This is a genomic window from Prevotella sp. P5-50, assembly GCF_002251295.1.
GTDB lineage: Bacteria > Bacteroidota > Bacteroidia > Bacteroidales > Bacteroidaceae > Prevotella.
Window position 1 is genome coordinate 1 of sequence record NZ_NPJA01000011.1, and the last position, 23,086, is coordinate 23,086.

At 48.4% G+C, this 23,086-nt stretch carries 24 protein-coding genes; 12 read left to right on the plus strand and 12 right to left on the minus strand.

What is annotated here, in order from left to right:
* The first annotated feature begins 608 nt into the window (after positions 1–608).
* Genes menB through CIK88_RS01330 form a run of 3 tightly spaced genes read left to right on the plus strand, consistent with a single transcriptional unit; the run spans position 609 to position 3,433 of the window.
* Positions 609–1,430, plus strand: coding sequence for a 1,4-dihydroxy-2-naphthoyl-CoA synthase (menB, locus tag CIK88_RS01320; protein ID WP_094390898.1), 822 nt, complete (start codon positions 609–611; stop codon positions 1,428–1,430).
* Between the two features lie 6 nt (positions 1,431–1,436).
* Positions 1,437–2,453 (plus strand): o-succinylbenzoate synthase, encoded by a 1,017-nt coding sequence (menC, locus tag CIK88_RS01325; RefSeq protein ID WP_094434051.1) that lies wholly within the window; start codon positions 1,437–1,439, stop codon positions 2,451–2,453.
* The gene (locus CIK88_RS01330; protein WP_094434052.1) at positions 2,444–3,433 is read left to right on the plus strand and encodes an AMP-binding protein; all 990 of its coding nucleotides are present in this window, start codon (positions 2,444–2,446) and stop codon (positions 3,431–3,433) included. The genes menC and CIK88_RS01330 overlap by 10 nt, the downstream gene beginning before the upstream one ends.
* Positions 3,434–3,587: 154 nt before the next feature.
* On the opposite strand, the gene CIK88_RS01335 is transcribed toward CIK88_RS01330, so the two are convergent.
* Positions 3,588–4,631 carry a 3-dehydroquinate synthase family protein gene (locus CIK88_RS01335; protein ID WP_094390877.1) on the minus strand — a complete coding sequence of 348 codons (1,044 nt, stop codon included), beginning with the start codon at positions 4,629–4,631 and terminating at the stop codon, positions 3,588–3,590.
* 155 nt (positions 4,632–4,786) lie between these two features.
* Between CIK88_RS01335 and CIK88_RS01340 the strand changes: the two genes are divergently transcribed.
* Positions 4,787–7,735 carry a TonB-dependent receptor gene (locus CIK88_RS01340; protein ID WP_173815639.1) on the plus strand — a complete coding sequence of 983 codons (2,949 nt, stop codon included), beginning with the start codon at positions 4,787–4,789 and terminating at the stop codon, positions 7,733–7,735.
* 86 nt (positions 7,736–7,821) lie between these two features.
* On the opposite strand, the gene CIK88_RS01345 is transcribed toward CIK88_RS01340, so the two are convergent.
* The 5 genes from CIK88_RS01345 to nusB all read right to left on the minus strand — a co-directional run bounded on the left by CIK88_RS01345 (position 7,822) and on the right by nusB (position 11,152).
* Positions 7,822–8,265 (minus strand): DUF5606 domain-containing protein, encoded by a 444-nt coding sequence (locus CIK88_RS01345; RefSeq protein WP_094434053.1) that lies wholly within the window; start codon positions 8,263–8,265, stop codon positions 7,822–7,824.
* Entirely contained in the window at positions 8,262–8,843 is a 582-nt protein-coding gene (gene coaE, locus CIK88_RS01350; protein ID WP_094390880.1) for a dephospho-CoA kinase, read from the minus strand. The genes CIK88_RS01345 and coaE overlap by 4 nt, the downstream gene beginning before the upstream one ends.
* A complete protein-coding gene (locus CIK88_RS01355) occupies positions 8,840–9,763 on the minus strand; it encodes a hypothetical protein (RefSeq protein ID WP_094434110.1) in 924 nt (307 codons plus the stop codon). Before CIK88_RS01355 ends, coaE begins: the two co-directional genes overlap by 4 nt.
* An 88-nt stretch (positions 9,764–9,851) precedes the next feature.
* Complete coding sequence (yajC, locus tag CIK88_RS01360; protein ID WP_094390881.1) at positions 9,852–10,181, minus strand: preprotein translocase subunit YajC; 330 nt, start codon at positions 10,179–10,181, stop codon at positions 9,852–9,854.
* 17 nt (positions 10,182–10,198) lie between these two features.
* Positions 10,199–11,152: a transcription antitermination factor NusB gene (gene nusB, locus CIK88_RS01365; RefSeq protein WP_094434054.1), complete on the minus strand. Its 954-nt coding sequence runs from the start codon at positions 11,150–11,152 to the stop codon at positions 10,199–10,201.
* A gap of 213 nt (positions 11,153–11,365) precedes the next feature.
* Between nusB and CIK88_RS01370 the strand changes: the two genes are divergently transcribed.
* The 4 genes from CIK88_RS01370 to CIK88_RS01385 are packed head-to-tail and all read left to right on the plus strand — an operon-like array spanning position 11,366 to position 13,956.
* Complete coding sequence (locus CIK88_RS01370; protein ID WP_094390883.1) at positions 11,366–11,959, plus strand: 50S ribosomal protein L25/general stress protein Ctc; 594 nt, start codon at positions 11,366–11,368, stop codon at positions 11,957–11,959.
* 16 nt (positions 11,960–11,975) lie between these two features.
* Positions 11,976–12,563, plus strand: coding sequence for an aminoacyl-tRNA hydrolase (gene pth / locus CIK88_RS01375; protein ID WP_094434055.1), 588 nt, complete (start codon positions 11,976–11,978; stop codon positions 12,561–12,563).
* Entirely contained in the window at positions 12,556–12,975 is a 420-nt protein-coding gene (locus CIK88_RS01380) for an RNA-binding S4 domain-containing protein (protein WP_058322667.1), read from the plus strand. The genes pth and CIK88_RS01380 overlap by 8 nt, the downstream gene beginning before the upstream one ends.
* A gap of 27 nt (positions 12,976–13,002) precedes the next feature.
* Complete coding sequence (locus CIK88_RS01385) at positions 13,003–13,956, plus strand: calcium/sodium antiporter (RefSeq protein ID WP_094390885.1); 954 nt, start codon at positions 13,003–13,005, stop codon at positions 13,954–13,956.
* A gap of 86 nt (positions 13,957–14,042) precedes the next feature.
* Here CIK88_RS01385 and CIK88_RS01390 read toward each other — a convergent pair whose 3' ends face one another.
* The 4 genes from CIK88_RS01390 to CIK88_RS01405 all read right to left on the minus strand — a co-directional run bounded on the left by CIK88_RS01390 (position 14,043) and on the right by CIK88_RS01405 (position 17,522).
* Positions 14,043–14,876: a TlpA disulfide reductase family protein gene (locus CIK88_RS01390; RefSeq protein ID WP_094390886.1), complete on the minus strand. Its 834-nt coding sequence runs from the start codon at positions 14,874–14,876 to the stop codon at positions 14,043–14,045.
* A 405-nt stretch (positions 14,877–15,281) separates the two neighbouring features.
* Positions 15,282–16,037: an SDR family oxidoreductase gene (locus CIK88_RS01395; protein ID WP_254046279.1), complete on the minus strand. Its 756-nt coding sequence runs from the start codon at positions 16,035–16,037 to the stop codon at positions 15,282–15,284.
* Positions 16,022–17,287 (minus strand): S9 family peptidase, encoded by a 1,266-nt coding sequence (locus tag CIK88_RS01400; RefSeq protein WP_254046822.1) that lies wholly within the window; start codon positions 17,285–17,287, stop codon positions 16,022–16,024. Before CIK88_RS01400 ends, CIK88_RS01395 begins: the two co-directional genes overlap by 16 nt.
* Before the next feature lie 10 nt (positions 17,288–17,297).
* A complete protein-coding gene (locus CIK88_RS01405; RefSeq protein ID WP_094390887.1) occupies positions 17,298–17,522 on the minus strand; it encodes a helicase associated domain-containing protein in 225 nt (74 codons plus the stop codon).
* Positions 17,523–17,824: 302 nt separating this feature from the next.
* On the opposite strand from CIK88_RS01405, the gene CIK88_RS01410 reads away from it, so the two are divergent.
* A complete protein-coding gene (locus CIK88_RS01410) occupies positions 17,825–18,514 on the plus strand; it encodes a queuosine precursor transporter (RefSeq protein ID WP_094390888.1) in 690 nt (229 codons plus the stop codon).
* Complete coding sequence (queF, locus tag CIK88_RS01415) at positions 18,514–18,975, plus strand: preQ(1) synthase (RefSeq protein ID WP_094390889.1); 462 nt, start codon at positions 18,514–18,516, stop codon at positions 18,973–18,975. The genes CIK88_RS01410 and queF overlap by 1 nt, the downstream gene beginning before the upstream one ends.
* An 86-nt stretch (positions 18,976–19,061) precedes the next feature.
* On the opposite strand, the gene CIK88_RS01420 is transcribed toward queF, so the two are convergent.
* Positions 19,062–19,820 carry a hypothetical protein gene (locus CIK88_RS01420; protein WP_094434056.1) on the minus strand — a complete coding sequence of 253 codons (759 nt, stop codon included), beginning with the start codon at positions 19,818–19,820 and terminating at the stop codon, positions 19,062–19,064.
* A 121-nt stretch (positions 19,821–19,941) separates the two neighbouring features.
* On the opposite strand from CIK88_RS01420, the gene CIK88_RS01425 reads away from it, so the two are divergent.
* Both CIK88_RS01425 and CIK88_RS01430 read left to right on the plus strand, forming a co-directional pair.
* Positions 19,942–21,714, plus strand: coding sequence for an oxaloacetate decarboxylase (locus CIK88_RS01425; protein ID WP_094390891.1), 1,773 nt, complete (start codon positions 19,942–19,944; stop codon positions 21,712–21,714).
* Positions 21,714–22,250 carry an HD domain-containing protein gene (locus tag CIK88_RS01430; protein ID WP_094390902.1) on the plus strand — a complete coding sequence of 179 codons (537 nt, stop codon included), beginning with the start codon at positions 21,714–21,716 and terminating at the stop codon, positions 22,248–22,250. The genes CIK88_RS01425 and CIK88_RS01430 overlap by 1 nt, the downstream gene beginning before the upstream one ends.
* Positions 22,251–22,332: 82 nt before the next feature.
* Here the strand turns inward: CIK88_RS01430 and CIK88_RS01435 are convergent, their stop codons facing one another.
* On the minus strand, positions 22,333–23,082 hold the full coding sequence (locus CIK88_RS01435) for a polyprenol monophosphomannose synthase (protein ID WP_094434057.1): 750 nt from the start codon (positions 23,080–23,082) through the stop codon (positions 22,333–22,335).
* Positions 23,083–23,086: the final 4 nt, after the last annotated feature.

Sequence of the window (23,086 nt, forward strand, 5' to 3'; positions counted from 1 at the left end):
ATATATAATATATATAAAAAATCGGCTCGAAAGTCAGAAACCGTTTATAAAAACTGTAAAACTGTAAAACTGTAAAACTGTAAAACGCAGTTGGCGCTCTAACACTATGGTTCATTTCTATTACAGCGTCTAACAGCATACCCATGATTTTACCACAGGTTCAAGCCAATATACGTATAGTGCTCCACCTAACTGCCTAATATTCAGCAATATACAATAACCACTAAGATTTACACTCCAAAATTAGGCTTTGTAACGCATTGATACACAGAGAAATGTAACAAGGTGACGGACATTTCCATCACAAGTTGGCGACAAGTGGAACAACCTATTGTTTTTTTTCGTACCTTTGCACCGGAGTCCAAGAGAGAATCACTCATCGCACTGAACATTCCGTCCGCACACAGACGTGGGCAACTCCTCAGTAAGTCACCAGTGAATCCGCATTAAATCCCAGAATCAGGCGGGCAAGATGGGACAAAATGGGAGGAACATGGGAACTGAAAAGGAGAAACCAACGATGTGGGAATGAAGCGAAAAACGAAGGATGAAAACGAAGGATGAAAATGGAACTCCAAAATGATAATAAACGAGTAAAGAAACAGACTATGACAACAAGACAATGGAAACCCATCAGAGCGTTTGAAGAGATCCTCTTCGAAGAATACAACGGCATTGCCAAGATTACCATCAACAGACCACGGTACCGCAACGCCTTCACACCAAAGACTACCCTCGAACTGAGTCAGGCCTTCGCCATCTGTCGTGAACTGCAGCGCATCCGCGTCGTACTGCTCACCGGTGCCGGCGACAAAGCATTCTGTTCGGGAGGCGATATGCATGTGAAAGGCCGTGGAGGATATATTGACGAAGAAGGCGTGCCCAGACTGAGTGTCCTCGATGTGCAGATGCAGATACGCCGACTGCCCAAACCCGTTATTGCCATGGTCAACGGCTATGCTATCGGCGGCGGTCATGTGCTCCATCTGGTGTGCGACCTGACCATCGCATCGGAGAATGCCATCTTCGGACAGACTGGTCCTAAGGTCGGATCCTTTGACGCCGGCTTCGGTGCATCCTACCTCGCACGAATGGTGGGACAGAAGAAGGCCCGCGAGATATGGTTTCTCTGTCGCCAGTATTCAGCCCAGGAGGCAGAACGTATGGGCATGGTCAACAAGGTCGTGCCATTCGACCAACTGGAAGACGAGTGTGTGGCATGGGCAGAAGAGATGATGGAACGTTCACCCATTGCTTTGCGCATGATCAAAGCCGGACTCAATGCCGAACTCGACGGACAAGCCGGTATTCAGCAGTTGGCAGGCGATGCTACCATGCTCTACTACTTCCTCGATGAAGCACAAGAGGGTGGCAAGGCATTCTTGGAGAAGCGCAAACCCGATTTTGACAAATACCCTCAAATCCCCTGATCAGCAATGTATAAGATAGACTTGGAAGAGCGGGTGCTCCATTTCCGACAGCCTGCCGGAACATCACGAGGCATCTATACCGACCGTCGGTCGTGGTTTGTGACCGTCACCGATGGCAATCGTCAGGGCGTGGGAGAATGTGCTCCGCTACCCCAACTCAGTTGTGACGACCGTTCAGACTACGCCCAACTGTTGCGCCGCTTCTGCGACCAGATAGAACAGACGGGATGTTTCGACCCAGAACTCCTGCGCGACTATCCCTCGATGCTCTTCGGACTGGAAACCGCCATGCTCCATCTGCAAGCGGGTGACATCATCTTCGACACCCCATTCAGCAGGGGAGAAGAGGGAATCACCATCAACGGACTGGTATGGATGGGCAATTTCGAAGAGATGACCCAACGGCTCGACCAGAAACTCGACCAGGGATTCCACTGCGTGAAACTCAAGATTGGTGCCATCCGCTTTGAGGATGAACTCGAACTCGTGAAGCGCATACGCAACAGATACAGCCATCGGGAGGTGGAGCTGCGTGTCGATGCCAACGGAGCATTTGACTTTGAAGATGCACTCTACCGCATGGAACTCTTAGCGCAATATGCAATCCACTCCATCGAACAGCCCATTCGTGCCGGGCAGTGGAGCTTCATGGCAGAACTCTGTCGCAACTCACCATTGCCCATCGCACTCGATGAAGAACTCATCGGTGTGAACGACAGAGACCAAAAACGACAGATGCTCAACATCATCCGTCCCGCTTATATCGTATTGAAACCCTCATTGCATGGCGGTATGATGGGAGTAAGAGAGTGGGTAGAGACAGCTCGCGATATGGGAATAGGCAGTTGGATAACCTCAGCATTGGAGAGTAATGTCGGTCTTGACGCCATTGCCCAACTCACAGCCGATATCTATGGTTCTGCCATCCGCATGCCCCAAGGACTGGGCACCGGCCAACTCTTTACGGATAATATACCCATGCCGCTGACCATCAAGGATGACAAACTATGGCGATGCAGATAGAAGAGTTTTTGGAGGAATGGCACAACGACTGTGACACCCTGCTCGTACACACCAGTGGATCGACAGGGAACCCCAAACCCCTATGGGTGGAGAAACGACGCATGGAAGCGTCGGCACGTATTACCTGCCGTTTCCTCGGACTGAAAGCAGGAGACACCGCATTGCTCTGTCTGCCACTCGACTATATAGCCGGCAAGATGATGGTGGTCAGGTCGCTGGTGAGTCAACTGCGGCTGACAACGGTAGAACCCAGCAGCCATCCTCTTGCCCTCTTGCCTCCATCACTACAGCAGATTGACTTTGCTGCCATGGTGCCCCTGCAGGTGTGCCAATCGCTGAAGAATGATGAACAACGGCAACGGATCATGGATATTCGGCAACTGATTATCGGCGGTGGATCTATCGATGATCAATTGGCTGCACAGCTCCGAGATTTCCCACATGCCGTATGGAGCACCTACGGAATGACCGAGACGTTGTCGCATATCGCCCTCCGCCGGCTCAACGGGCCGCAACGGTCGGAATGGTACAAACCCTTTGAAGGTGTCGGTCTGTCGGTTACCGCCGAAGGTTGTTTGACGATAGATGCTCCTGCCGTACATGAGGGAGTGCTCGTGACCAACGATATCGTGGAACTGCGTGCTGACGGATGTTTCCGTATTCTTGGCAGGCGCGATAATGTGATATGTTCGGGTGGCATCAAGATTCAGATGGAAGAGGTGGAGCGGTTGTTGCATGCTTATACCGATGTGCCGTTGATGATAACCCGTGCACCCCATCCGGTATTGGGGCAACAGGTGGTCATGCTGACGGAGAGTGATGACAGGGAAGGCCTTCGCAACATTTGTCGTAATCATCTGCCTCGCTATTGGCAACCACGAAGCATCTTCACCGTAGCACATCTGCCTCAGACTGCGACCGGCAAACCTGCACGTGCCGAAGCTGAACAAATGGCGGTTGCACACGGAATGCATGGATGACACTCAATAATCACAGATCATCAATCAGAATATAAAAGGACTGAAAACATAAGGGGGACGTGTCCTCACGGATTCGTCCCTCTTTTCGGTTGTTAGTATTATAAATAGGTAGTAGAACGAAATGATGCCAAAGCATCATGATGGGTATATCGGTTCAGCACTCACGATAGAAATCGAGTGCCTCTTTGATTTCGTCTTCAGTAGCTGTTTGGTCGATGCGGATGTCGCCCACATGGCCCAAAAGCGTGAAGTTGATGGTGTTGCCCACATTCTTCTTGTCGTGGTGCATCAATTCTATCAGTCGAGGATAGTCGTCGCAGGTGATTGCCATCCGTCCGTAGTTCTCCTTGATGAATGCCACGGTCTGACGCATGATGTCGGTGGGAAATCCAGTCTTGACACAACAGAGATACAACTCCACAATCAGTCCGTATGCTACCGCATAGCCGTGAAGAATAGGCTGGCGCTCCAATGCCAACGATTCGAAAGCATGTCCTGCCGTATGTCCGAGGTTGAGTGCTTTGCGGATGCCGTGCTCTGTGGGATCTTCCGTCACGATGTGTTGCTTCACACTCACATTATCAGCCACCATTTCACTGGTGATGTGCGAGGTGACAGGGGCGAAGCAAACCAACTGACTCCAGCGTTCTTTGGTGGAAATCAGTCCGTGTTTCAACATCTCCGCATAGCCAGAGAGAATATTCTCCCGATCCATGGTGTGCAGAAATTCAGTATCGAGGATGACACAACAGGCATTGTTGAATACACCGATTTCATTTTTCAATCCTCCGAAATTGATGCCCGTCTTGCCGCCAACACTGGCATCGACCATAGAGAGCAGGGTAGTGGGGATGTTGATATAAGCAATGCCGCGCTTGAATGTGGAAGCAGCAAACCCACCTAAATCGGTGACCATGCCACCACCCAGATTGACCATCAGCGAATGGCGTGTGGCACCAAGGCGTTGCATTTCGCTCCAAACAAAGGATAGGGTATCGAGCGTCTTGTGAGTGTCGGTACAGCCGATGGTGATCAACTGTGCATCGTGCATCGACGGACATTGGCAGACCAGAGGCCAACATGCTTTGAGCGTTGTTTCATCAACAAGCACCAAAAGACGGTCGTGGCTACATGCCGCTACAGCTTCGTCGAGTGCTTTCCGAATGTTTTGTGATATGATAACCTTCTGTTGTTTCATTTCTGTCTGCAAAATTAGTATAAAATTTGCAATTTCGTCTATAAAAATTATAGATAATTGACGAAATGGGCATTTTTCCTGTTTTTTGGGTTAAACTCTTTGGCGATTTAAGCGTCAAAAACCCCAGATTGAACTTAAAACGTTACCTATAGAAAATGAAAAAGAGATTCCTAATGACCCTGATGACGTTGACCATTGCCATAATAGCCATGGCGCAGCGCTCCATTACGGGTAAAGTGATTGAAAACGACTCGCAGGATCCAGTGGCACAGACCACCGTACGCCTGTTGAAGACAGACAGTACGATGGTGAAAGGTGTGTTGACTGATTTGAATGGACAGTTCTCGCTGAAAGCACCAGCCACAGGCCGATATATTATTCAGGTGACCTGTGTGGGATTTAAAACCTATACCAAGCGCATCAATGTGACAGCCGACAAGAATGTGGCTTTGGGCACTATTGCCCTTTCGCCCGATGCTATTATGCTGAAAGGAGCCACCGTTACCGGACATGCAGCCAAGGTGACTGTCAAGGCCGACACCTTTGTATATAATGCATCAGCATACCGCACTCCAGAAGGATCGGTAGTGGAAGAACTCGTGCGTCGCCTCCCTGGTGCACAGGTTGACGACTCTGGTAAGATTACCATCAACGGTAAGGAGGTGAAAAAAATACTGATCGACGGTAAGGAGTTTATGACAGGTGACACCAAGACAGCCATGAAGAATCTGCCCACCTCTATTGTAGAACGTGTGCGGGCATACGATCAGAAGAGTGACCAGGCGCGTGTGACAGGTATTGATGATGGCGAAGAGGAAACCGTGCTCGACTTCGGTGTGAAGAAGGGCATGAACCACGGACAGATGCTCAACGTGAATCTCGGGGCTGGTACGAAAGACCGTTACAGCAACCGTGCCTTTGGCGGTACGCAGAGCAAAGACCTTAAGGCCTTCGGTATGATGAGTGCTAACAATGTAAACGATATGGGATTCCCCGGCGGTGGCGGTGGACGCTTCGGCGGTGGACGACAGGGACTGACAGCTACCAAGATGGTGGGCTTCAACCTCAACTATGAGATTCCCGATAAGCTGATTCTCGACGGTAGTGTGCGCTGGAACCACAGCGACGGTGATACCTATGTGTTGAAATCAACCGAAAACTTCCTAAGCGGAACAGCCTCTACCTTTGGCAACAGCCGTAACCAGAACTATACACGATCCAACAACTGGGATGTACGCATGCGTTTGGAATGGACTCCCGACAGCATGACCAATATCATGTTTCGTCCGCACTTCACCTATGGTTCCAACGACGGACTCAGCAAAGGTTATTCGCTGACCTTTGATGAAGACCCCTATACCTATGGCAACGACCCCCTCAACAATGATGAACTGGTGGAAGCCATGCGCAACGACGGACTCGTCAAAAACCGTAACAACGACAACTCGCTCAGTTATAGCGACTCGAAAAATGCTGGTGCAAAATTGCAGATGAACCGCAAGCTGAGTGCCAACGGCCGCAACGTGACCTTGACCCTGGGCGGTAACTATGGTGACGGCATGAGCAAATCGTTTACCAACAGTATGGTGGAGTATTTCCAACTGCTTAATAGTGCGGGTAGCGACTCAACCTATCAAGCCAACAGATACGCCGTGACTCCCACTACCAACTGGAACTACAGTATCAAGGCTCTCTACAGCGAACCTATCCTGCCCAAAACTTATTTGCAGTTCAGTTACCAGTATCAGTATAAATACTCGAAGAGCGACCGTGGTACTTACGACCTCAGCAATATCAATGCCAACTTCTTTGATGTCGATGCAGACTACCGCCAGTGGGACAGTTACCTCTCGCTCCTGGGCAATGCCTCGCTCGACAACTATCGCGACAATAAGCTCAGCCGTTATTCGGAATATAAAAACTACATCCACACAGCCGATGTCATGTTGCGCGTGATAAAAAAAGACTATAATTTCAATGTGGGTGTGCAGGTAGTGCCACAGAAGTCACACTTCGTGCAGGACTATCAGAGCGTACATACTGATACCACCCGTACGGTGACCAATGTCACCCCGACAGCCGATTTCCGTTGGAAGATTTCGAAGTTGAGTCAGTTGCGCTTCACCTACCGCGGAAATACCAGTCAGCCTTCAATGACCGATCTGCTCGATATTACCGATGACAGCAATCCACTCAACGTCAAGAAGGGTAACCCAGGACTGAAACCATCGTTTACCCAAAATTTCCGTCTCTTCTACAACAACTATATCCAGAATCATCAGCGTAGCATTATGGCGCATCTGATGTTTTCAACTACCGACAACTCCATCTCCAATATGGTGACCTACGATAAGACAACCGGTGGACGAACCACACGGCCTGAGAATATCAACGGCAACTGGAATGCCTTCGGTATGTTTATGTTCAATACCGCAATCGATACTGCTGCCTATTTCAATGTGAACACCTTCACGACGGTGAACTACAGCAACAGTGTAGGATATGTCAGTGTGGATAAGGCAGACTCACAGAAGTCAACCACTCGCACTACGAATCTCAGCGAACGCATTGCTGCCAGCTACCGCAACGATTGGTTGGAATTTGAACTCAACGGTTCACTCAGTTATATGCACGCTCGCAGTAAACTGCAGGCCAACAACAACCTCGACACATGGACCTTCTCCTATGGTGCCAGTTTGATGCTGACCGCACCATGGGGTACGCAACTGTCGTCAGGACTCAATATGAACAGTCGTCGTGGTTTCAGCGACTCGTCGATGAATACCAACGAACTGATATGGAATGCACAACTCTCGCAGTCGTTCCTCCGTGGCAACGCACTCACCGTGTCACTCCAGCTCTACGACATCCTTCATCAGCAATCTACCTTCAGCCGCACGGTCAATGCCATGCAGCGTGCTGATACGGAATACAACGCCATTACCAACTATGCCATGCTGACCGCATCATACAGGCTGAATATCTTCGGAGGCAAGTCGAGCATGCGCGGTCCACATGATAACCGTCGAGGCATGCGCGGTCCTGGCTTTGGTGGTCCCGGACATGGTCCTGGTGGAGGTTTCGGCGGTCCACGCAGATTCTAACATCAACTGTTTTCAACAATACAAGAAAAGGTGCAGGCCATTATTATTGGTCTGCACCTTTCTTATGGGGGATATTGACGACAGGATTATTCTGCTTTGCGGTCGTCGATATTGTCACCCTCTGTGGGAACCATCTCCTCTTCAAAGTCGGTAACACCAGCTTTTACAAGGATGTTGTACCACTGAATGAGCTTTTTGATGTCGCTGTTGTGAACGCGGTCGCGATCCCATTCAGGCAACACCTTGGTGAAATACTCATGGAGTTCGGCAGGACTTGCCTTCTTGTAGTTGAGGCTTGACTCCTTGCCACCTTCCAAATCACGCAGTGAGGCGAGGATGGTCATCAAGGGCACATCGTCTGTTTCGGTAAACATGGCGATGTCGGCCAGTGATGTGATACGGTCGTTGCCGAAAGCAGGCATGCGCTTATGTGTCGCATCGAGTGCCTCAACGATGAGGCTGTTGTTGCCGCGTGACACGAGTTTGTAAAGTCCCGGTTTGCCCGAGATGGCTAAAATAGTCTGTTTCATGATTTGTATGCTAATTGTTTGATAATTGTTTCTATTTGTGGTTCGAGGGGCTGTATGCCGTCGTTGACAATCTCGAAGTCAGACAGCTGCCGCACTTTTTCCTGAGACCATTGGCGTTGCATCCACTGCATCACCTTCTCCCTGCTGATGTGGTCGCGTGACATGACTCGGTTGATGCGCACCTCATCGGGAGCACTCACCATGACAACCTTATCGACCAAGCGGTTGATGCCTGATTCGAAGAGGATGGCACTCTCCATCCACTGGATGCCGCTCTCCTCGAAATCGCGGAATACGGCAGGATGGACGATGTCGTTGATGGCTTGCGCATGGGTATCGCTCTGCAAGAGGAAACGCGTCACGGCAGCCTTGTTGAGCGTGTGTTCGTCTTTGTCGGTCTGACAGAGAAAAGCATCGGGGCCGATGAGTTGGCAGAGTCCTTTATATATAATAGGTGAGGTGCGAATGAGGCGTTTGGCAGCCTCGTCGCAGTCGTAAACCTCGATGCCACGCTGTTTGAGCAGGCGACACACGTAACTCTTACCTGTTCCGATTCCTCCTGTGATACCTATCTTCATTCTTCTTCGATGAGATAATCCACCTGTTTCATTTCGAGAGTGGCGCGACTGATGCCATGAGGCACATTGCGCAGGTAGATGTTACACTTGTCAGACGGATGCTGCATGATTTCCTGGTAGTCTGCCACAACGGTGAAGTCCTCTGGGCGCAACGACCTGAACTGGTTGACACCCGTGATGAAGTTCACCTTGACCTTTTGCGGGAAGGTGCGCAACACTTTACCCTTCGGCATGTTGATGGCTTGAATGGTTACACCATCGATACTCTCTTCGGTGAGGACATCGGTAAAGAATCCGATGCGCACATATTCAGGTACAACCTTCACATCTTTAATATGTGCCAACCGGCAGTCAACCATCAAAGTGTCGCGGAATCCTGCATAGTTGAGCGGCTCGGTGAACATGGCACGAATGCTGTCGAGTTTCTCGCTTGAGGCATAAACGTCAACACTGTCGGGCCAATATTGCACATGTGAGATGAAATAAAGCTGTTCGGGAATGACACGGCCAGCCCATCTTACCGGTACACGCTTGCGCTCACCGTTGTTATAACTGAAATCCACCCTGTCGGGCTTCATGCTGATAATAGAGGTGGACGATTCCAGTTGTAGTTCGATGAGGCGTTTGAGTTCACTGCTGCTAACCGCTCCTTTTCCTTGCCCTCGGTCATAGGTCTTGAAGGGAATATTGACCATTGTGGTGTGGTTGTAAAGATAGCCCATGATGACCCAACCCTTGTCGCGTAAGGTGACGCGGATGGTATCTGTCTCAGACGAGGTGAGTACGGCATTGCGAGGGACTCCCTTGATGCGTATGAGAACCTTCACTTCCTGTTCGTAGGTCTCATTGAGAGTGAGAATAAGCCAGAAAGCTCCCGATAGAAAAAGAAAAAACAGAAACACCAGAAGTTGCTTGCTCATGGTGCTGAACAAGAAACGTCTGGTGATCCGTGTCAGGTGTTGTGGATTCAAAATGCTGACTTAATAGTCGCGGCATGAATGCCGGATGTTATTTTTGAGCGGTCTGCATGGTAGCAGCCACATTGTCATATACAAAGTTTTTATCAACTTTGATAACTACACCATGGGCAATCTCCACTTCGATGATGCCTGTTGCCAGGTCAACGCGCTTCACTTTGCCATATATGCCACCGCCGGTTACAACTTCTTGACCTTCGGCCAGAGAGTTCTGAAACTGCTGAATCTTCTTGCGTTGCTTCTGCTGAGGGCGAATCATGAAGAAATACATGATGGCAAAGATAGCCACCATCATAATGATAAAACTCATGCTGCCACCCTGGGCACCACCGGCTTGTGCGGCGAGGATAATCTGTGTCATAGTCGTTAATATTGTTTTTATTGTGTAATCTTATCGTTTCTGTAGTCAATGCGCTTGAGCAAACGTCCTGTTTCAATGAGATGATGGGCAATGTTGTCGAGCATACCATTGATGTAACTGCCACTGCGTGGGGTAGAGTAGGCCTTGGCAATCTCTACAAACTCGTTGATGGTAACGTTGATGGGAATGCTGGGGAAGGATAGCATCTCTGCAATGGCCACCTGCATGATGATGATGTCCATATAGGCCAGACGGGAGAAGTCCCAGTTGATGGAAGCTTCGCTCATGAGATGCTGATATTCATCGGCATTGAGGATGGCATAGCGGAACAGCTTGCGTGCATAGTCCTTGTCTTCCTCGCTGTCGTATTCTGGCAGCAACTCCTGACTGGCTTTCTTCTTTTCGTCGAAACGCTTGATGGTCTTCAGTACGAAGGTGTCAACGATGTCCTTGTCGTCGTTCCAGTAAAGACTCTCTTCTTCAAGCAGGGCATCAAGGTCGTCATTATTCTGAATGAACGTACGATAAATCTTACGCCACACCTCGCGGTCAGCAGCGTAATCGTCTTGCTCGTCAGTCATATAATCGTGGTAAATCTGACTTTCCGTAATCTGAAGATACAACTTTTTAAGAAATTCGGGATTGTCGTTCCACGATTTCTTCTGTGTTTCCATCAGCTCGTTGAGCATCTTGTTCTCTTCAAGCTGCAGTGCAAAACGGTTGTAAGCGAACTTCTGTGATGGCATTTCTGTGCCTTCGCGCTGTGCCCTCGCCTGGGCAACCTCCAAATGTCTGCGCGACTCTTTTGTAATGCCAACAATGAGCGCCAGCAGATAGGCATACATATCGTAGGCCTTGGAGAGGCTGAAAAGAAGTTCCTTCTCTGCCGATTCAATGTTCTTGCTGCCGTTTTGATAATAGGCATAGGTTAACTGAACGGTCTTGATTCTTATTAATTCCCGATTAATCATAAATCTGTTGAAAATAATTATTTTGATACTCTTATCAAGTGCAAAAATACAAAGAAATCCATTCTCGTGCAAGAAAAGCGATGAAATAATGTAAAAAAGTAGTGGATGTTATGGGCATTTCACAAATTTTTCGTACCTTTGCACCGCTTTTTCGCTTCGTGTGATGGTGAATTAAGCAAAAACAACTTAATTTAGAGTAACACATTTATTATTATGAAAGAAATCAACGTAAACGGTCAGAAGCGCACCGATTTGGGCAAAAAAGCCTCTAAACAGCTTCGCAAAGAAGGACTCGTACCCTGTAATTTGTATGGTGAGAAGAAAGATGAGAACGGACTTCCCGTAGCATTCTCATTTGTAGCTTCTATGGCAGAACTCCGCAAGGTAGTTTATACTCCTCATGTATATGTAGTAGTGCTGAACATCGACGGTGAAGAGCACAAGGCTATCATCAAGGAGCTTCAGTTCCACCCAACAACCGATGCTCTGCTTCACGCAGACTTCTACGAGGTGAACGACACCAAGAACATCACTGTAGGTATTCCCGTTAAGCTCAACGGTCTGGCCCAGGGTGTGCGCGATGGTGGTAAGCTTCAGCTCCAGATCCGCAAGATCAACGTTACCGCTCCTTATCAGCAGATTCCTGAAATTCTGAACATCGATGTTACAAACCTCGAGCTCGGTAAGAGCATCAAGGTGGCTGCCCTCAGCTTCGAAGGTCTTGAGATCGCCACTCCAAAAGAGGTTATCGTTTGCTCTGTTAAGGCTACCCGTGCATCTCGCTCGGCTGCTGCCACTGCAGAATAATCTGACTGCATAGAGCATGGACAAATACTTGATTGTCGGTTTGGGCAATGTCGGTAGTGAATACGATATGACCCGCCACAATACTGGATTTATGGTATTGGACGCTTTTGCTAAAGCGTCCAATATTGTTTTTGAGGACAAGCGTTATGGGTATGTGGCAGAGGTTTCTATCAAAGGCCGTAAGGTATTTCTGCTGAAACCTACCACTTATATGAATCTTAGCGGTAATGCCGTGCGCTATTGGCTCAACAAAGAGAATATCGACCAGAGCCGTTTGCTCGTCATCAGCGACGATGTTGCTCTGCCACTTGGACATTTCCGACTGAAAGCCAATGGTTCTAATGGCGGACATAACGGATTGGGACATATCCAGCAACTCATCGGACAGCAGTATGCCCGTTTGCGCATGGGAATCGGCAACGATTATCCGCAAGGCATGCAGGTGGATTATGTGTTAGGACGCTATAGTGACGACGATATGAAGACGCTTCAGCCGGCTATCGACCTTGGTGTGGAGATTATCCGCAGCTTTGTGTTGGCGGGTATTGACATCACTATGAACCAGTATAACAAGCTGGGGAAAGGAGTGAAGCAGAATGGCTGAACTGGCACGTATAGACAAATGGCTGTGGGCTGCACGAATCTTCAAGACACGCAGCATTGCCGCTGACGCCATCAAGAATGGTCGTGTCACTATCGGTGGTGTCAACGTGAAGCCTTCACGTATGGTGAAGGTTGGTGAGACGGTAAGTGTGCGTAAGCCTCCCGTCACCTATTCTTTCAAGGTTCTCAAAACCATTGAGCAGCGTGTCGGTGCCAAACTCTTGCCTGAGATTTATGAGAATGTGACAACTCCCGATCAGTATGAACTGCTGGAGATGAACCGCATCAGCGGTTTTGTGGATCGTGCCCGTGGCACAGGTCGTCCTACGAAGAAGGAACGTCGTGCGCTCGATGATTTTATCGGACCGTCGCTTGAGGGCTTCGATGATTTCGATTGGGATGACGAAGAATAGTCTTTTAGAGATCAAGAAATAGTTTTTATGATACTCGACATCATTATCGTGATTATCGGCATTTCTGTTGTATTGGCAGGAGCAGACCGACTGACAGAAGGTGCTTCGGCATTAGCCCGTCGGCTGCATGTTTCAGAAATTGTCATTGGTCTGACCATTGTGGCTGCTGGTACGTCGGCACCCGAACTCTTTGTCAGTCTGGTATCGGCATTGAAGGGCACCCCCGATTTGGCGGTGGGTAATGTGGTCGGTTCGAATATTATGAATGCGATGCTTATTGTGGGCTGTGCCGCCATGGTAGCCCCGATGGTCATCAGCCGTTCTACGGTACATAAAGACATCCCGTTTGCCGTAATTGCATCGGTACTATTGGTGTTGGCATGTATTGACGGGCAACTGTCGTGGACCATCACCGGACACACTATCGGTCGCTTGGATGGTGTGATGTTGCTGGTGGGCTATGTCCTATTCATGTATTATACGTTGAAGCATGCCAAAGCCGATGATTCGGAAACAGCACAGGTGAAGGCGCAATCGGTATGGTTGAGCATCATCTATGTGGTGGTCGGTTTGGCAGCCTTGGTATTCGGTAGTGATTGGTTTGTCGGTGCCGCATCGCGTATTGCCACTTCGTTGGGAGTAGGTGAGAGTGTCATCGGACTGACGATTGTGGCTGGCGGTACTTCGTTGCCCGAACTGGCAACGAGTGTAGTGGCAGCCCGTAAAGGCCGTTCTGCCATGGCGATCGGAAATGTTATTGGCAGTAATGTGTTCAATGTACTGATGATACTTGGTGTGACAGCTCTTATCTGTCCGATGCAGATTAACGGTATCACGATGATAGATCTGCTGATGACCTTGGTATCGGTCGCTCTGGTATGGTTTTTTGCGCGTACTCGATATACGGTGGCACGCTGGGAAGGTGGTGTGCTTACCGCAGGCTTCCTCGGTTATATGGCTTGGTTGTTGAGTCAGGCATAGACAGCATTGCGATATAAAGAAATAAATATGGGCTTTGCAGCAGGTTTGTTTGCTGTAAAGCCCATATTATATTTATAAGCGGTAGTTTATTCTCCGTAGATTTCCTTGAGTTTCTCGCCAACCTTCTCACCGCGAAGATCCATGGCAACGATGATGCCGTTGGGGTCAACCAGTATGTTGGAAGGGATGCTTGCTACACCATAAACCTCACTTGCAGCACACTTCCAACCTTTGAGGTCGCTGATCTGTGGCCATTTCATACCGAGTTTCTGAATGCCTTCCACCCAAGCCTCTTTCTTTTGGTCGAAGGAAACACCCACAATCTCAAATCCTTTGTCGTGGTATTTCTCATAGTTGGCAACCAGATTAGGCATTTCCTGTCGGCAGGGACCGCACCATGAAGCCCAGAAATCCACTAATACATACTGACCTTTTCCTACCCATTGGCTCAATGGAGCATAGCGGTCGTCTGTGTCGTTCATCTGCAGATCAGTAAATTTCTTGCCAGGTGCTCTTTTCTCCATACCCGCCAAGAGTTTCTTGGGACGGTCGAGTTCCGGGCAGTTGTAGTAGGCAGCAGTAGGATCGAGAATACTCTTCAACTCATTATAGTCGAAGTCGTACATGGCGCTGAGGATGTATTTGGCAGGAATCGTATTGTTTTTATTGTCGCGGATGATGGTACGTACCAGTTTGAGTTGTACTCCGCTGAGTGAGTCCATCTGGTTTGACAACTGTACGATGCGTGCTTTAGTCTCCGGCAGTTCCCCTTTAGGGTCTTTCTCGCGTAGTGCACGATACTCTTTCATTACTTGTTCACCCTGTGCATCGATGGCATCCATCTGCACTTTATACACATCTTCCTGTGCGTATGCGCCCAGTGATATGGCCATTAGGGCCAAAGTTAAAATTTTCTTCATATTGTTTTTGTTTTACCGCTACAAAGATAGTGCAAACCGAGTGAAATACAAAGAAAAACCTTGTTTTTCTTTTATTTCCGAGGTGCCGCCTATCTTCAGCAAGCTTATCTCTGCTCACTTGGATTAACGAAAACGTTGGATTTCTCCTTCGTTTTCTCGCCATGGCAGAATTAAAGCGAGCTTTATTTTGCTCATTTGGCTTAACGAAAACGTTGGATTTCTCCTTCGTTTTCTCGCCATGGCAGAATTAAAGCGAGCTTTATTTTGCTCATTTGGCTTAACGAAAACGTTGGATTTTTCCTTCGTTTTCTCGCCATGGCAGAATTAAAGCGAGCTTTATTCTGCTCATTTGGCTTAACGAAAACGTTGTTTTTTTTATATAGAGAAAAATGGTTGTTTTGGCACTTACCCAATCTTCATGCGAGTCCAAAGCCAATGGGGAATGAGGCGCCAAAAGAATACAAGGATGGCATAACGCCAGTCGATAACTTTGATAGCCTTTTCCCTTTCTATCGCATCGACAATGGCTTTTGCCACCCGATGGGCATCAAGCTGTAGGGGATAATGATTGCCAGCAATGAGGTCGGTCTTTACAAAACCCGGTCGGATGTCTGTGAACAGGATAGGCAGATGACGCATTCGCGCCTGTTGGGAGAGACATTCTATATAATGGTTTTGGAAACGCTTGGTAGAAGAATAGGCAGGGGCGGCTCCCAGTCCTTTGGTTCCTGCTATCGAGGTGATACAGGCGATGTGTCCTTTCTTATGGTTTCCTACCATCCACCGGTAGGCAGTAGCTACCATCCGCACAAAGCCCATACCATTGGTGGCTACGGTTTGCAGCTCCTTGTCAATATCGAGCGTGGTGTTCTGCCAACCGATACCCGAACTGTGGAAATAGAGATCCATGCCTCCCATCTCGCTGATCATCTCCTGCAGAAGGTCAGAGGCATCATCCTTGGTAATATCTATCTGTCGGAGACAAGCGATGCGACCTTCTGGCGCCTGACGTTGCACCTCTCTTAAAAGGTCTGTGCGCCGACCGGCAATGCCTACCAGCCATCCTTTTTCTGCCAGTTGTAAAGCCACTTCGCGTCCGATACCGGAGGTGGCTCCTATCACAATAGCTTTTTTATTCATACGCTCTACCAGTTGACCCATCGTTTCACATCGTATTTCTGTTGATAGTCTGCCGGCGCAATACGTATTGTGGTAGGTGTGTCGCTCTTGCCCAAGAGGAAACGTTCTATGAAGGCAACGACTTCCGGATATTGTGATTCGGGCAATTGGCAATGGTCATGTCCCGGTACGATGGAATAACCGATGCGGTCGGCAATACCGAAACGCTGCCAAACCATGATGGCAGCTTCTGCAGAAACATACATGGAAGGATCAGCCAGCCATTCGTAGTCAGGATTGCCTAAAAGTAATACGGCACGTGGGCAGCACAGGGCAATGAGTTCGTGGTGGTCGTGAGGCAACAGATCTACACGTTCTTCAGCGAATGTTGTCTTCATTGATTCCAAAAACCAGTTGTAGTCTGTACGGTCGAGTGTTTCCACCTTACCTATGGTGCGCGATACACGCCATGACGCAGCACCTCCGCCTCCGGGTTCTTGTGCGATGATCAATGCCACGCGTTCGTCCATGGCTCCACAGAACAGCGCCATTTTTCCAGCATACGAGCATCCTGTCACTCCGATATGCTTCATGTCGATGTGTGTTTGTTCTGGACCGAGTTTCTGTAGTCCGTCAAGCAGTCGGCTGAATCCCCATGCCCATTCACTATAGGCCCCATTGGCTGTTAGCGAAGGATAGAGTCGGTCGAATTGATACAGACCGCGACTGTCGTGCTTCCCCCATTGGGTGTAGTTGTTCACCTGACTCTCTCTAAAGGTCATCAAGGCGATATTGCGCGCTGTGAAGAGTTGTGCAGGAATAGAGTTGCGACTGGCTCCGATGATGAGCGGATAGGGTGCTTTACCACCTTTGGGATAAGTAATGACGGACGAGAGAGTCAGGGTCTGTCCGTCCACGTGTACATCGACGATAAGGGTGTCGCCGTTCATGCGGGCATCAATATCGTCCATGCTTACCGCAGGCTTCATGCCGATTTCATATTTCTGAATACTTGCCAACAGTTCGGCACGTCTCTGTGCCCATTGTCCGTAGCGTTTCACCTCTTTCTTTCCGTTGTCCATCAGAAAAGGATTGGGTAACAAGGGTTGTGCTGTCAATGTACGCTCTTTATAGTATGCTTTCTGCATAAGTGACAGATGCTGGTTTTCGTGGGCAAAGACCAGAGGCGGATTCTTCTTTTGAGCAAGGGCCTGTAGTGAAATAATGATGCTTAATGCCATGCCTATGGCGATAATCATAGGTAAGTGATGGCTTCTGTTTGTTTTCATCATCGTCAATATATTAATGTAGTTCGTGTATCGTCCGCATTTTACTGAGTTCTATCAGCTTTTCTGCATGACTATTATTGAGCGTTCCTTGGTTATATTTCTTTCGATTGTATTTCCACCAGTTCAAGATGTTGGCATACTCCTTGTTGCTTTTGGCGGGCATCTGATGATGCTCCATGACATAAGCTACTGCCAATTGATACATGGCATCCCATGATTCTTCTCTGTTTCTTGCCATAATATTTTATAGTTTTCTGCAAAGATACAAATACATATAAAAACATCCAAACATATTCTGATGATTTTTGTAGAATCGGGCAGATTGATGAATCTACTTGCGTTCAGAAAACCAAAAGAAATTTTTGGATTTCTTTTGCTTTTCACTCACTTATTCGTACCTTTGACCTTAACGGTCCAAGGTACTTGCGTTCGAAAATACAAAAGGAAACGAATTTCTTTTGTATTCTGCTCACTTATTCGTACCTTTGCAGGCGCAAAACCTAGGGGTACTTGCTCAACCCCCTTTAACAAAACAAGAATATGAAACACGACAATCAAAAAGTCAGTGTGCTGTTTATGCTTTTCGGCATACTGTTCTGCGTCTGCCTCATTACGGCAAACGTATTGGAAACAAAGCAAATCTCATTTGGTTTCGTCAATGTGACGGCAGGTCTTATCGTATTCCCCGTGAGCTACATCATCAACGATGTAGTATGCGAGGTGTGGGGATACCGTCGCACACGTATGCTCATCTGGCTGGGCTTTGCCATGAACTTCCTCTTTGTGATGTTTGGAGCAATAGCCGACTGGATTCCCGGTGCCGATTATTGGAATGGCGACGAGGGATTCCATCAGATCTTCGGACTGGCCCCGCGTATCGTTGCCGCATCATTTGTGGCATTTCTCGCCGGTTCGTTTATCAATGCCTATGTGATGAGCCGCATGAAAATGATGACTGAAGGTAAGGGATTCTCGTTTCGCGCCATTGCCAGTACTGTGTTTGGCGAGTCTGCCGACTCGATTATCTTCTTCCCGCTCGCTCTTGGTGGTGTGATTCCCTGGGAGGAGATGCCGTCGCTCATCATTTCACAGGTGTGCATCAAGACACTCTACGAGATTATCGTTCTGCCTGTAACCATCCGCGTAGTGGCATTTACCAAGCGTCACGACCAGGAGGATGTCTATGACGAAGACATCAATTACAACATCTTTAAAATCTTTTCATTCTGATGGAAACAAGACAAGAAGACCATTTGCAGGCCTTGGGTCGCAAAACCGACTATCGCATGGATTATGCGCCAGAGGTGCTGGAGACCTTTGTCAACAAGCATCCGGGTAATGACTATTGGGTGCAGTTCAACTGTCCTGAGTTCACTTCACTCTGTCCTATCACAGGACAGCCTGACTTCGCAGAGATTAAAATCATGTATATTCCAGCAGAAAAGATGGTGGAGAGCAAGAGTCTGAAACTCTATCTCTTTTCTTTTCGCAACCACGGCGATTTTCATGAAGACTGTGTGAATATCATCATGAAGGATCTCATCAAACTGATGGAGCCGAAGTATATCGAGGTGACTGGCATTTTCACTCCGCGTGGAGGTATCAGCATCTATCCTTATGCCAATTACGGACTGCCTGGCACAAAATATGAGCAAATGGCAGAGCACCGTATGATGCAGCACGGACTGTGATGCAGACAAGACCGGATAAAGGTCCAGTAGAACAAATAAGGTGGAAGAGTACTCTTCCACCTTATATGTTATAGTACGGCTAACACTTAGTCGTTTTTCTTGCGATAGAAACTCCAGTCGCCATCGCTGAAGCGCAACACAAGTGTGTCTTTGGTGAGTTCTACGATGCGACAGGTGTCACGGTCAATCTTCAGCTTTGTACCTTTAGTGCCTGATGGCATTTCCATCGTCCCAGAAGCCATAATCAACTTACCGTTGAAAAGTCTCCACTCCGTGTATCGCTTGATTTCTGGATACACAACAGCACTCATCTCATCGGTTGTCTGTTGGCGTTTCATGCCTCTGGTAGTCATACTGTATCCACGCTTAAACTGCAACACATACTCACGCGGTACGAGCAATGATTCTTTGACAGAATCGGGCATCTCTGCCATCATGCGCCGACGAAGACGACGCGACATCTTGTCATAGTCGCGCAGTTTGGGCTTGACCATGAAAGCCCATTGTCCTTTGAGGTCGTCGAGGTTGATGACTGTCAGCGCCTCTGCCTTGTCTTCAGGATTGAGAATCACAGCCAGTTCGTCACCGATAAACGGTTTGCCGAATATCTGTTTCTGCTGACTGGCATTGATGATGTCGAAGGTGTCAGGATCGGCACCGGTGTAGGGGAGAAGCACCAAGAGCGAATCGGTAGTACCGTCGCATGCCAGACCATATAGGGTTGAGTCGCCCGGTTGCCGTTTCAGATAGTTGTCAGTGGCTTTTTCGGCTTGCGGAGCCTCCTTTTTGCCACACGCAGCCAATAGAAGTAAGGCCGAGGCAATAGTCAGTATTGTCTTCGTCATAATCGGTATTTTTTAGTTTTCGATGCAAAAGTACAAAATATCTCCGATTTTTGGTGTAAGTATTGGTTTTTATTTGTACATTTGCAACGAAATAACTATAACTAACGAGATTATTAGCCTTATGAAGAAGAAAATCAGATTCAGTCTTGTCTATCGCGACATGTGGCAGTCGTCTGGCAAGTTTCAACCCCGCAAAGATCAGTTGGCACGTATTGCTCCGGTAATCATCGACATGGGATGTTTTGCTCGTGTGGAAACCAACGGCGGTGCTTTCGAGCAGGTGAACCTGTTGGCTGGCGAAAACCCTAACGAGGCCGTACGTGCTTTCTGTAAGCCTTTCAACGAAGTGGGCATACAGACTCACATGCTCGACCGTGGTCTTAATGCGTTGCGCATGTATCCTGTACCTGATGATGTGCGCCAACTGATGTATAAAGTGAAGAAGGCACAAGGTACAGATATTACCCGCATCTTCTGTGGACTCAACGATACCCGAAACATCATACCTTCTATTAAGTGGGCAAAAGAAGCAGGGATGATACCGCAGGCAACACTCTGCATCACCACATCGCCTATTCATACTGCAGAATACTACTCTGCCATTGCCGATGAGCTGATAGCTGCCGGTGCCGAGGAAATCTGTCTGAAGGATATGGCTGGTATAGGACAGCCTGCCCTGTTGGGTAAACTGACCAAGCTCATCAAGACCAACCACCCCGATATTATCATCCAGTATCATGGTCATTCCGGTCCCGGACTGTCAATGGCTTCTGTATTGGAAGTGTGCAACAACGGTGCCGATATTATTGATACGGCCATCGAACCGCTATCGTGGGGTAAAGTGCATCCCGATATCATCTCGGTACAGTCGATGCTGAAGAATGAAGGCTTCGATGTGCCCGAAATCAATATGAATGCCTACATGCAGGCACGTGCGCTCACTCAGGAGTTTATCGACGACTGGTTGGGATATTTCATCAATCCTGCCAACAAACTCATGTCGTCATTATTGCTCGGTTGCGGACTTCCTGGCGGTATGATGGGTTCTATGATGGCAGATCTGGGCGGCATCTACAATGCCATCAACAAGCTGCGTGTCAAGAAGGGCGAGGCAGAACTGTCGATGGACGATATGTTGGTGAAACTCTTCAACGAAGTGGAGTATGTATGGCCACGTGTAGGTTATCCTCCATTGGTGACACCATTCTCACAATACACCAAGAATATTGCCTTGATGAACCTGTTGACGATAGAGCAGGGCAAGGGACGCTATGTGATGATGGACGATGCCATGTGGGGCATGATACTCGGCAAGAGCGGAAAGATTCCTGGAGAGATCGCACCCGAACTGAAAGAACTCGCTGTCAAGCAGAAACGCGAATTTACCGATGTCGATCCACATACATTGCTTGACAATGCACTTGATGGATTCCGCAAGGAGATGAAAGACAATGGTTGGGAGTGCGGTCAGGACGATGAGGAACTCTTTGAATTGGCTATGCATCCCGAACAGTATCGTATCTATAAGAGCGGTATGGCAAAGAAGAATTTCCTTGCTGATTTGCAGAAAGCAAAGGATGCCAAACTCGGCACGAAGCTCTCTGTAGAAGAACTGGCTGCTTTCAAACATGCCAAGGCGGATGCGCTGACAGCTCCTGTGGCAGGTCAGGTATATTACGAATTCTCAGGCGAAGGAGCTTGCGAACCTTGTCTCGAACCGTTTGTCGGACAGCGCTACAAGGAGGGTGATACCTATTGTTATATACAAGCGCCATGGGGCGAAATCGTTCCTATTCCTGCTGCCCTTGGCGGTAAACTGGTAGAGGTGGCAGCCAAACAGGGTGCCAAGGTGCGCCGTGGCGACAACCTCGGTTGGATAGAACGAGACCAATGATAGACTATCAGACGATAATAGATAAGTATTATCCGCAAGACAATGCGTTGCGCCGTCTGTTGCTTAAGCATAGCAGGCAGGTGGCGCAACGCGCTTTGCAGATAGCGCAGCGGCATCCTGAACTGGGTGCTGACCGGCGCTTTTTGGAGGAGGGAGCTATGCTTCACGATATAGGGGTGTTCCGCTGTCATGCACCATCCATCTATTGTGAAGGTACCGAACCTTATCTGCGCCACGGACTTATCGGCGGACAATTGTTGCGCGAAGAAGGATACCCAGACCATGCGCGAGTTTGCGAGCGACATACCGGCACGGGACTCACTATTGAGGAAATCAACGAGCAGCACCTGCCGTTGCCTCCTGCCGATTATGTGCCAGAGACCATCGAAGAACAGATTATCTGCTATGCAGACAAGTTCTACTCCAAGTCGCACCCCGACCGGGTATCGACCGTAGATGACGTCATCGCATCGCTCATGAAGTTTGGTTCGAAAGGTGTAGAGAAATTCAAGAAATGGTCGGAAACCTTTGAATAGCGGTTTCCGACCATTTCCTTTACTATCCTCTCTATTGCAGTTATCCACAGATAGAGGATTGATTATTGGGAATTACTCCGAATTATTGAGGCATCTTAGGATATTTGCGTGTCCAACCATCCCAACGAAGGCGCATCACACCGAAGAAAGCCTCGCCGAAGATGCCACCCGACATCTTTGAAGTACCTTCACGACGGTTGACAAAGATAACGGGAACTTCTTTGATTTTGAATCCTATCTTATAGGCGGTAAACTTCATTTCTATCTGGAAACCGTAACCCTTGAAGCGGATTTTGTCCAGTTCGATAGTCTGTAGCACACGGCGCTTGTAGCATTTGAAACCTGCTGTGGTGTCGTGAACGCTGAATCCTGTTACTATTCTTACATATTTCGATGCGAAATAACTCATCAGCACACGGCCGATGGGCCAGTTGACCACGTTGACACCGCTGACGTAACGACTGCCGATAGCCACATCGTATCCTTCATCGGCACATGCTGCATAGAGGCGAGGCAGGTCGTTAGGATCGTGACTGAAGTCAGCATCCATTTCAAACACATATTCATAGGGGCGTTCCAATGCCCATTTGAATCCGGTGATATAGGCAGTTCCCAATCCCAGTTTGCCACTGCGCTCAACAATAAATAGTCTGTCGGCAAACTCTGTATCCATCAGATGGTGGACGATGGCAGCAGTACCATCAGGCGAACCGTCATCGATGATTAGGATATGGAAACACTTCTCCAGTGCAAAGACCGCACGGATAATCTTCTCGATATTCTCCTTCTCGTTGTAAGTAGGAATAATTACTATACTGTCGCTTTGATTCATACTT

Coding starts and splice junctions, on each gene's coding strand:
- menB (WP_094390898.1), top strand. CDS start 609: ATGACAACAAGACAATGGAAACCCATCAGAGCGTTTGAAGAGATCCTC.
- menC (WP_094434051.1), top strand. CDS start 1,437: ATGTATAAGATAGACTTGGAAGAGCGGGTGCTCCATTTCCGACAGCCT.
- CIK88_RS01330 (WP_094434052.1), top strand. CDS start 2,444: ATGCAGATAGAAGAGTTTTTGGAGGAATGGCACAACGACTGTGACACC.
- CIK88_RS01335 (WP_094390877.1), bottom strand. CDS start 4,631: ATGAAACAACAGAAGGTTATCATATCACAAAACATTCGGAAAGCACTC.
- CIK88_RS01340 (WP_173815639.1), top strand. CDS start 4,787: ATGAAAAAGAGATTCCTAATGACCCTGATGACGTTGACCATTGCCATA.
- CIK88_RS01345 (WP_094434053.1), bottom strand. CDS start 8,265: ATGAAACAGACTATTTTAGCCATCTCGGGCAAACCGGGACTTTACAAA.
- coaE (WP_094390880.1), bottom strand. CDS start 8,843: ATGAAGATAGGTATCACAGGAGGAATCGGAACAGGTAAGAGTTACGTG.
- CIK88_RS01355 (WP_094434110.1), bottom strand. CDS start 9,763: ATGAGCAAGCAACTTCTGGTGTTTCTGTTTTTTCTTTTTCTATCGGGA.
- yajC (WP_094390881.1), bottom strand. CDS start 10,181: ATGACACAGATTATCCTCGCCGCACAAGCCGGTGGTGCCCAGGGTGGC.
- nusB (WP_094434054.1), bottom strand. CDS start 11,152: ATGATTAATCGGGAATTAATAAGAATCAAGACCGTTCAGTTAACCTAT.
- CIK88_RS01370 (WP_094390883.1), top strand. CDS start 11,366: ATGAAAGAAATCAACGTAAACGGTCAGAAGCGCACCGATTTGGGCAAA.
- pth (WP_094434055.1), top strand. CDS start 11,976: ATGGACAAATACTTGATTGTCGGTTTGGGCAATGTCGGTAGTGAATAC.
- CIK88_RS01380 (WP_058322667.1), top strand. CDS start 12,556: ATGGCTGAACTGGCACGTATAGACAAATGGCTGTGGGCTGCACGAATC.
- CIK88_RS01385 (WP_094390885.1), top strand. CDS start 13,003: ATGATACTCGACATCATTATCGTGATTATCGGCATTTCTGTTGTATTG.
- CIK88_RS01390 (WP_094390886.1), bottom strand. CDS start 14,876: ATGAAGAAAATTTTAACTTTGGCCCTAATGGCCATATCACTGGGCGCA.
- CIK88_RS01395 (WP_254046279.1), bottom strand. CDS start 16,037: ATGGGTCAACTGGTAGAGCGTATGAATAAAAAAGCTATTGTGATAGGA.
- CIK88_RS01400 (WP_254046822.1), bottom strand. CDS start 17,287: ATGATGAAAACAAACAGAAGCCATCACTTACCTATGATTATCGCCATA.
- CIK88_RS01405 (WP_094390887.1), bottom strand. CDS start 17,522: ATGGCAAGAAACAGAGAAGAATCATGGGATGCCATGTATCAATTGGCA.
- CIK88_RS01410 (WP_094390888.1), top strand. CDS start 17,825: ATGAAACACGACAATCAAAAAGTCAGTGTGCTGTTTATGCTTTTCGGC.
- queF (WP_094390889.1), top strand. CDS start 18,514: ATGGAAACAAGACAAGAAGACCATTTGCAGGCCTTGGGTCGCAAAACC.
- CIK88_RS01420 (WP_094434056.1), bottom strand. CDS start 19,820: ATGACGAAGACAATACTGACTATTGCCTCGGCCTTACTTCTATTGGCT.
- CIK88_RS01425 (WP_094390891.1), top strand. CDS start 19,942: ATGAAGAAGAAAATCAGATTCAGTCTTGTCTATCGCGACATGTGGCAG.
- CIK88_RS01435 (WP_094434057.1), bottom strand. CDS start 23,082: ATGAATCAAAGCGACAGTATAGTAATTATTCCTACTTACAACGAGAAG.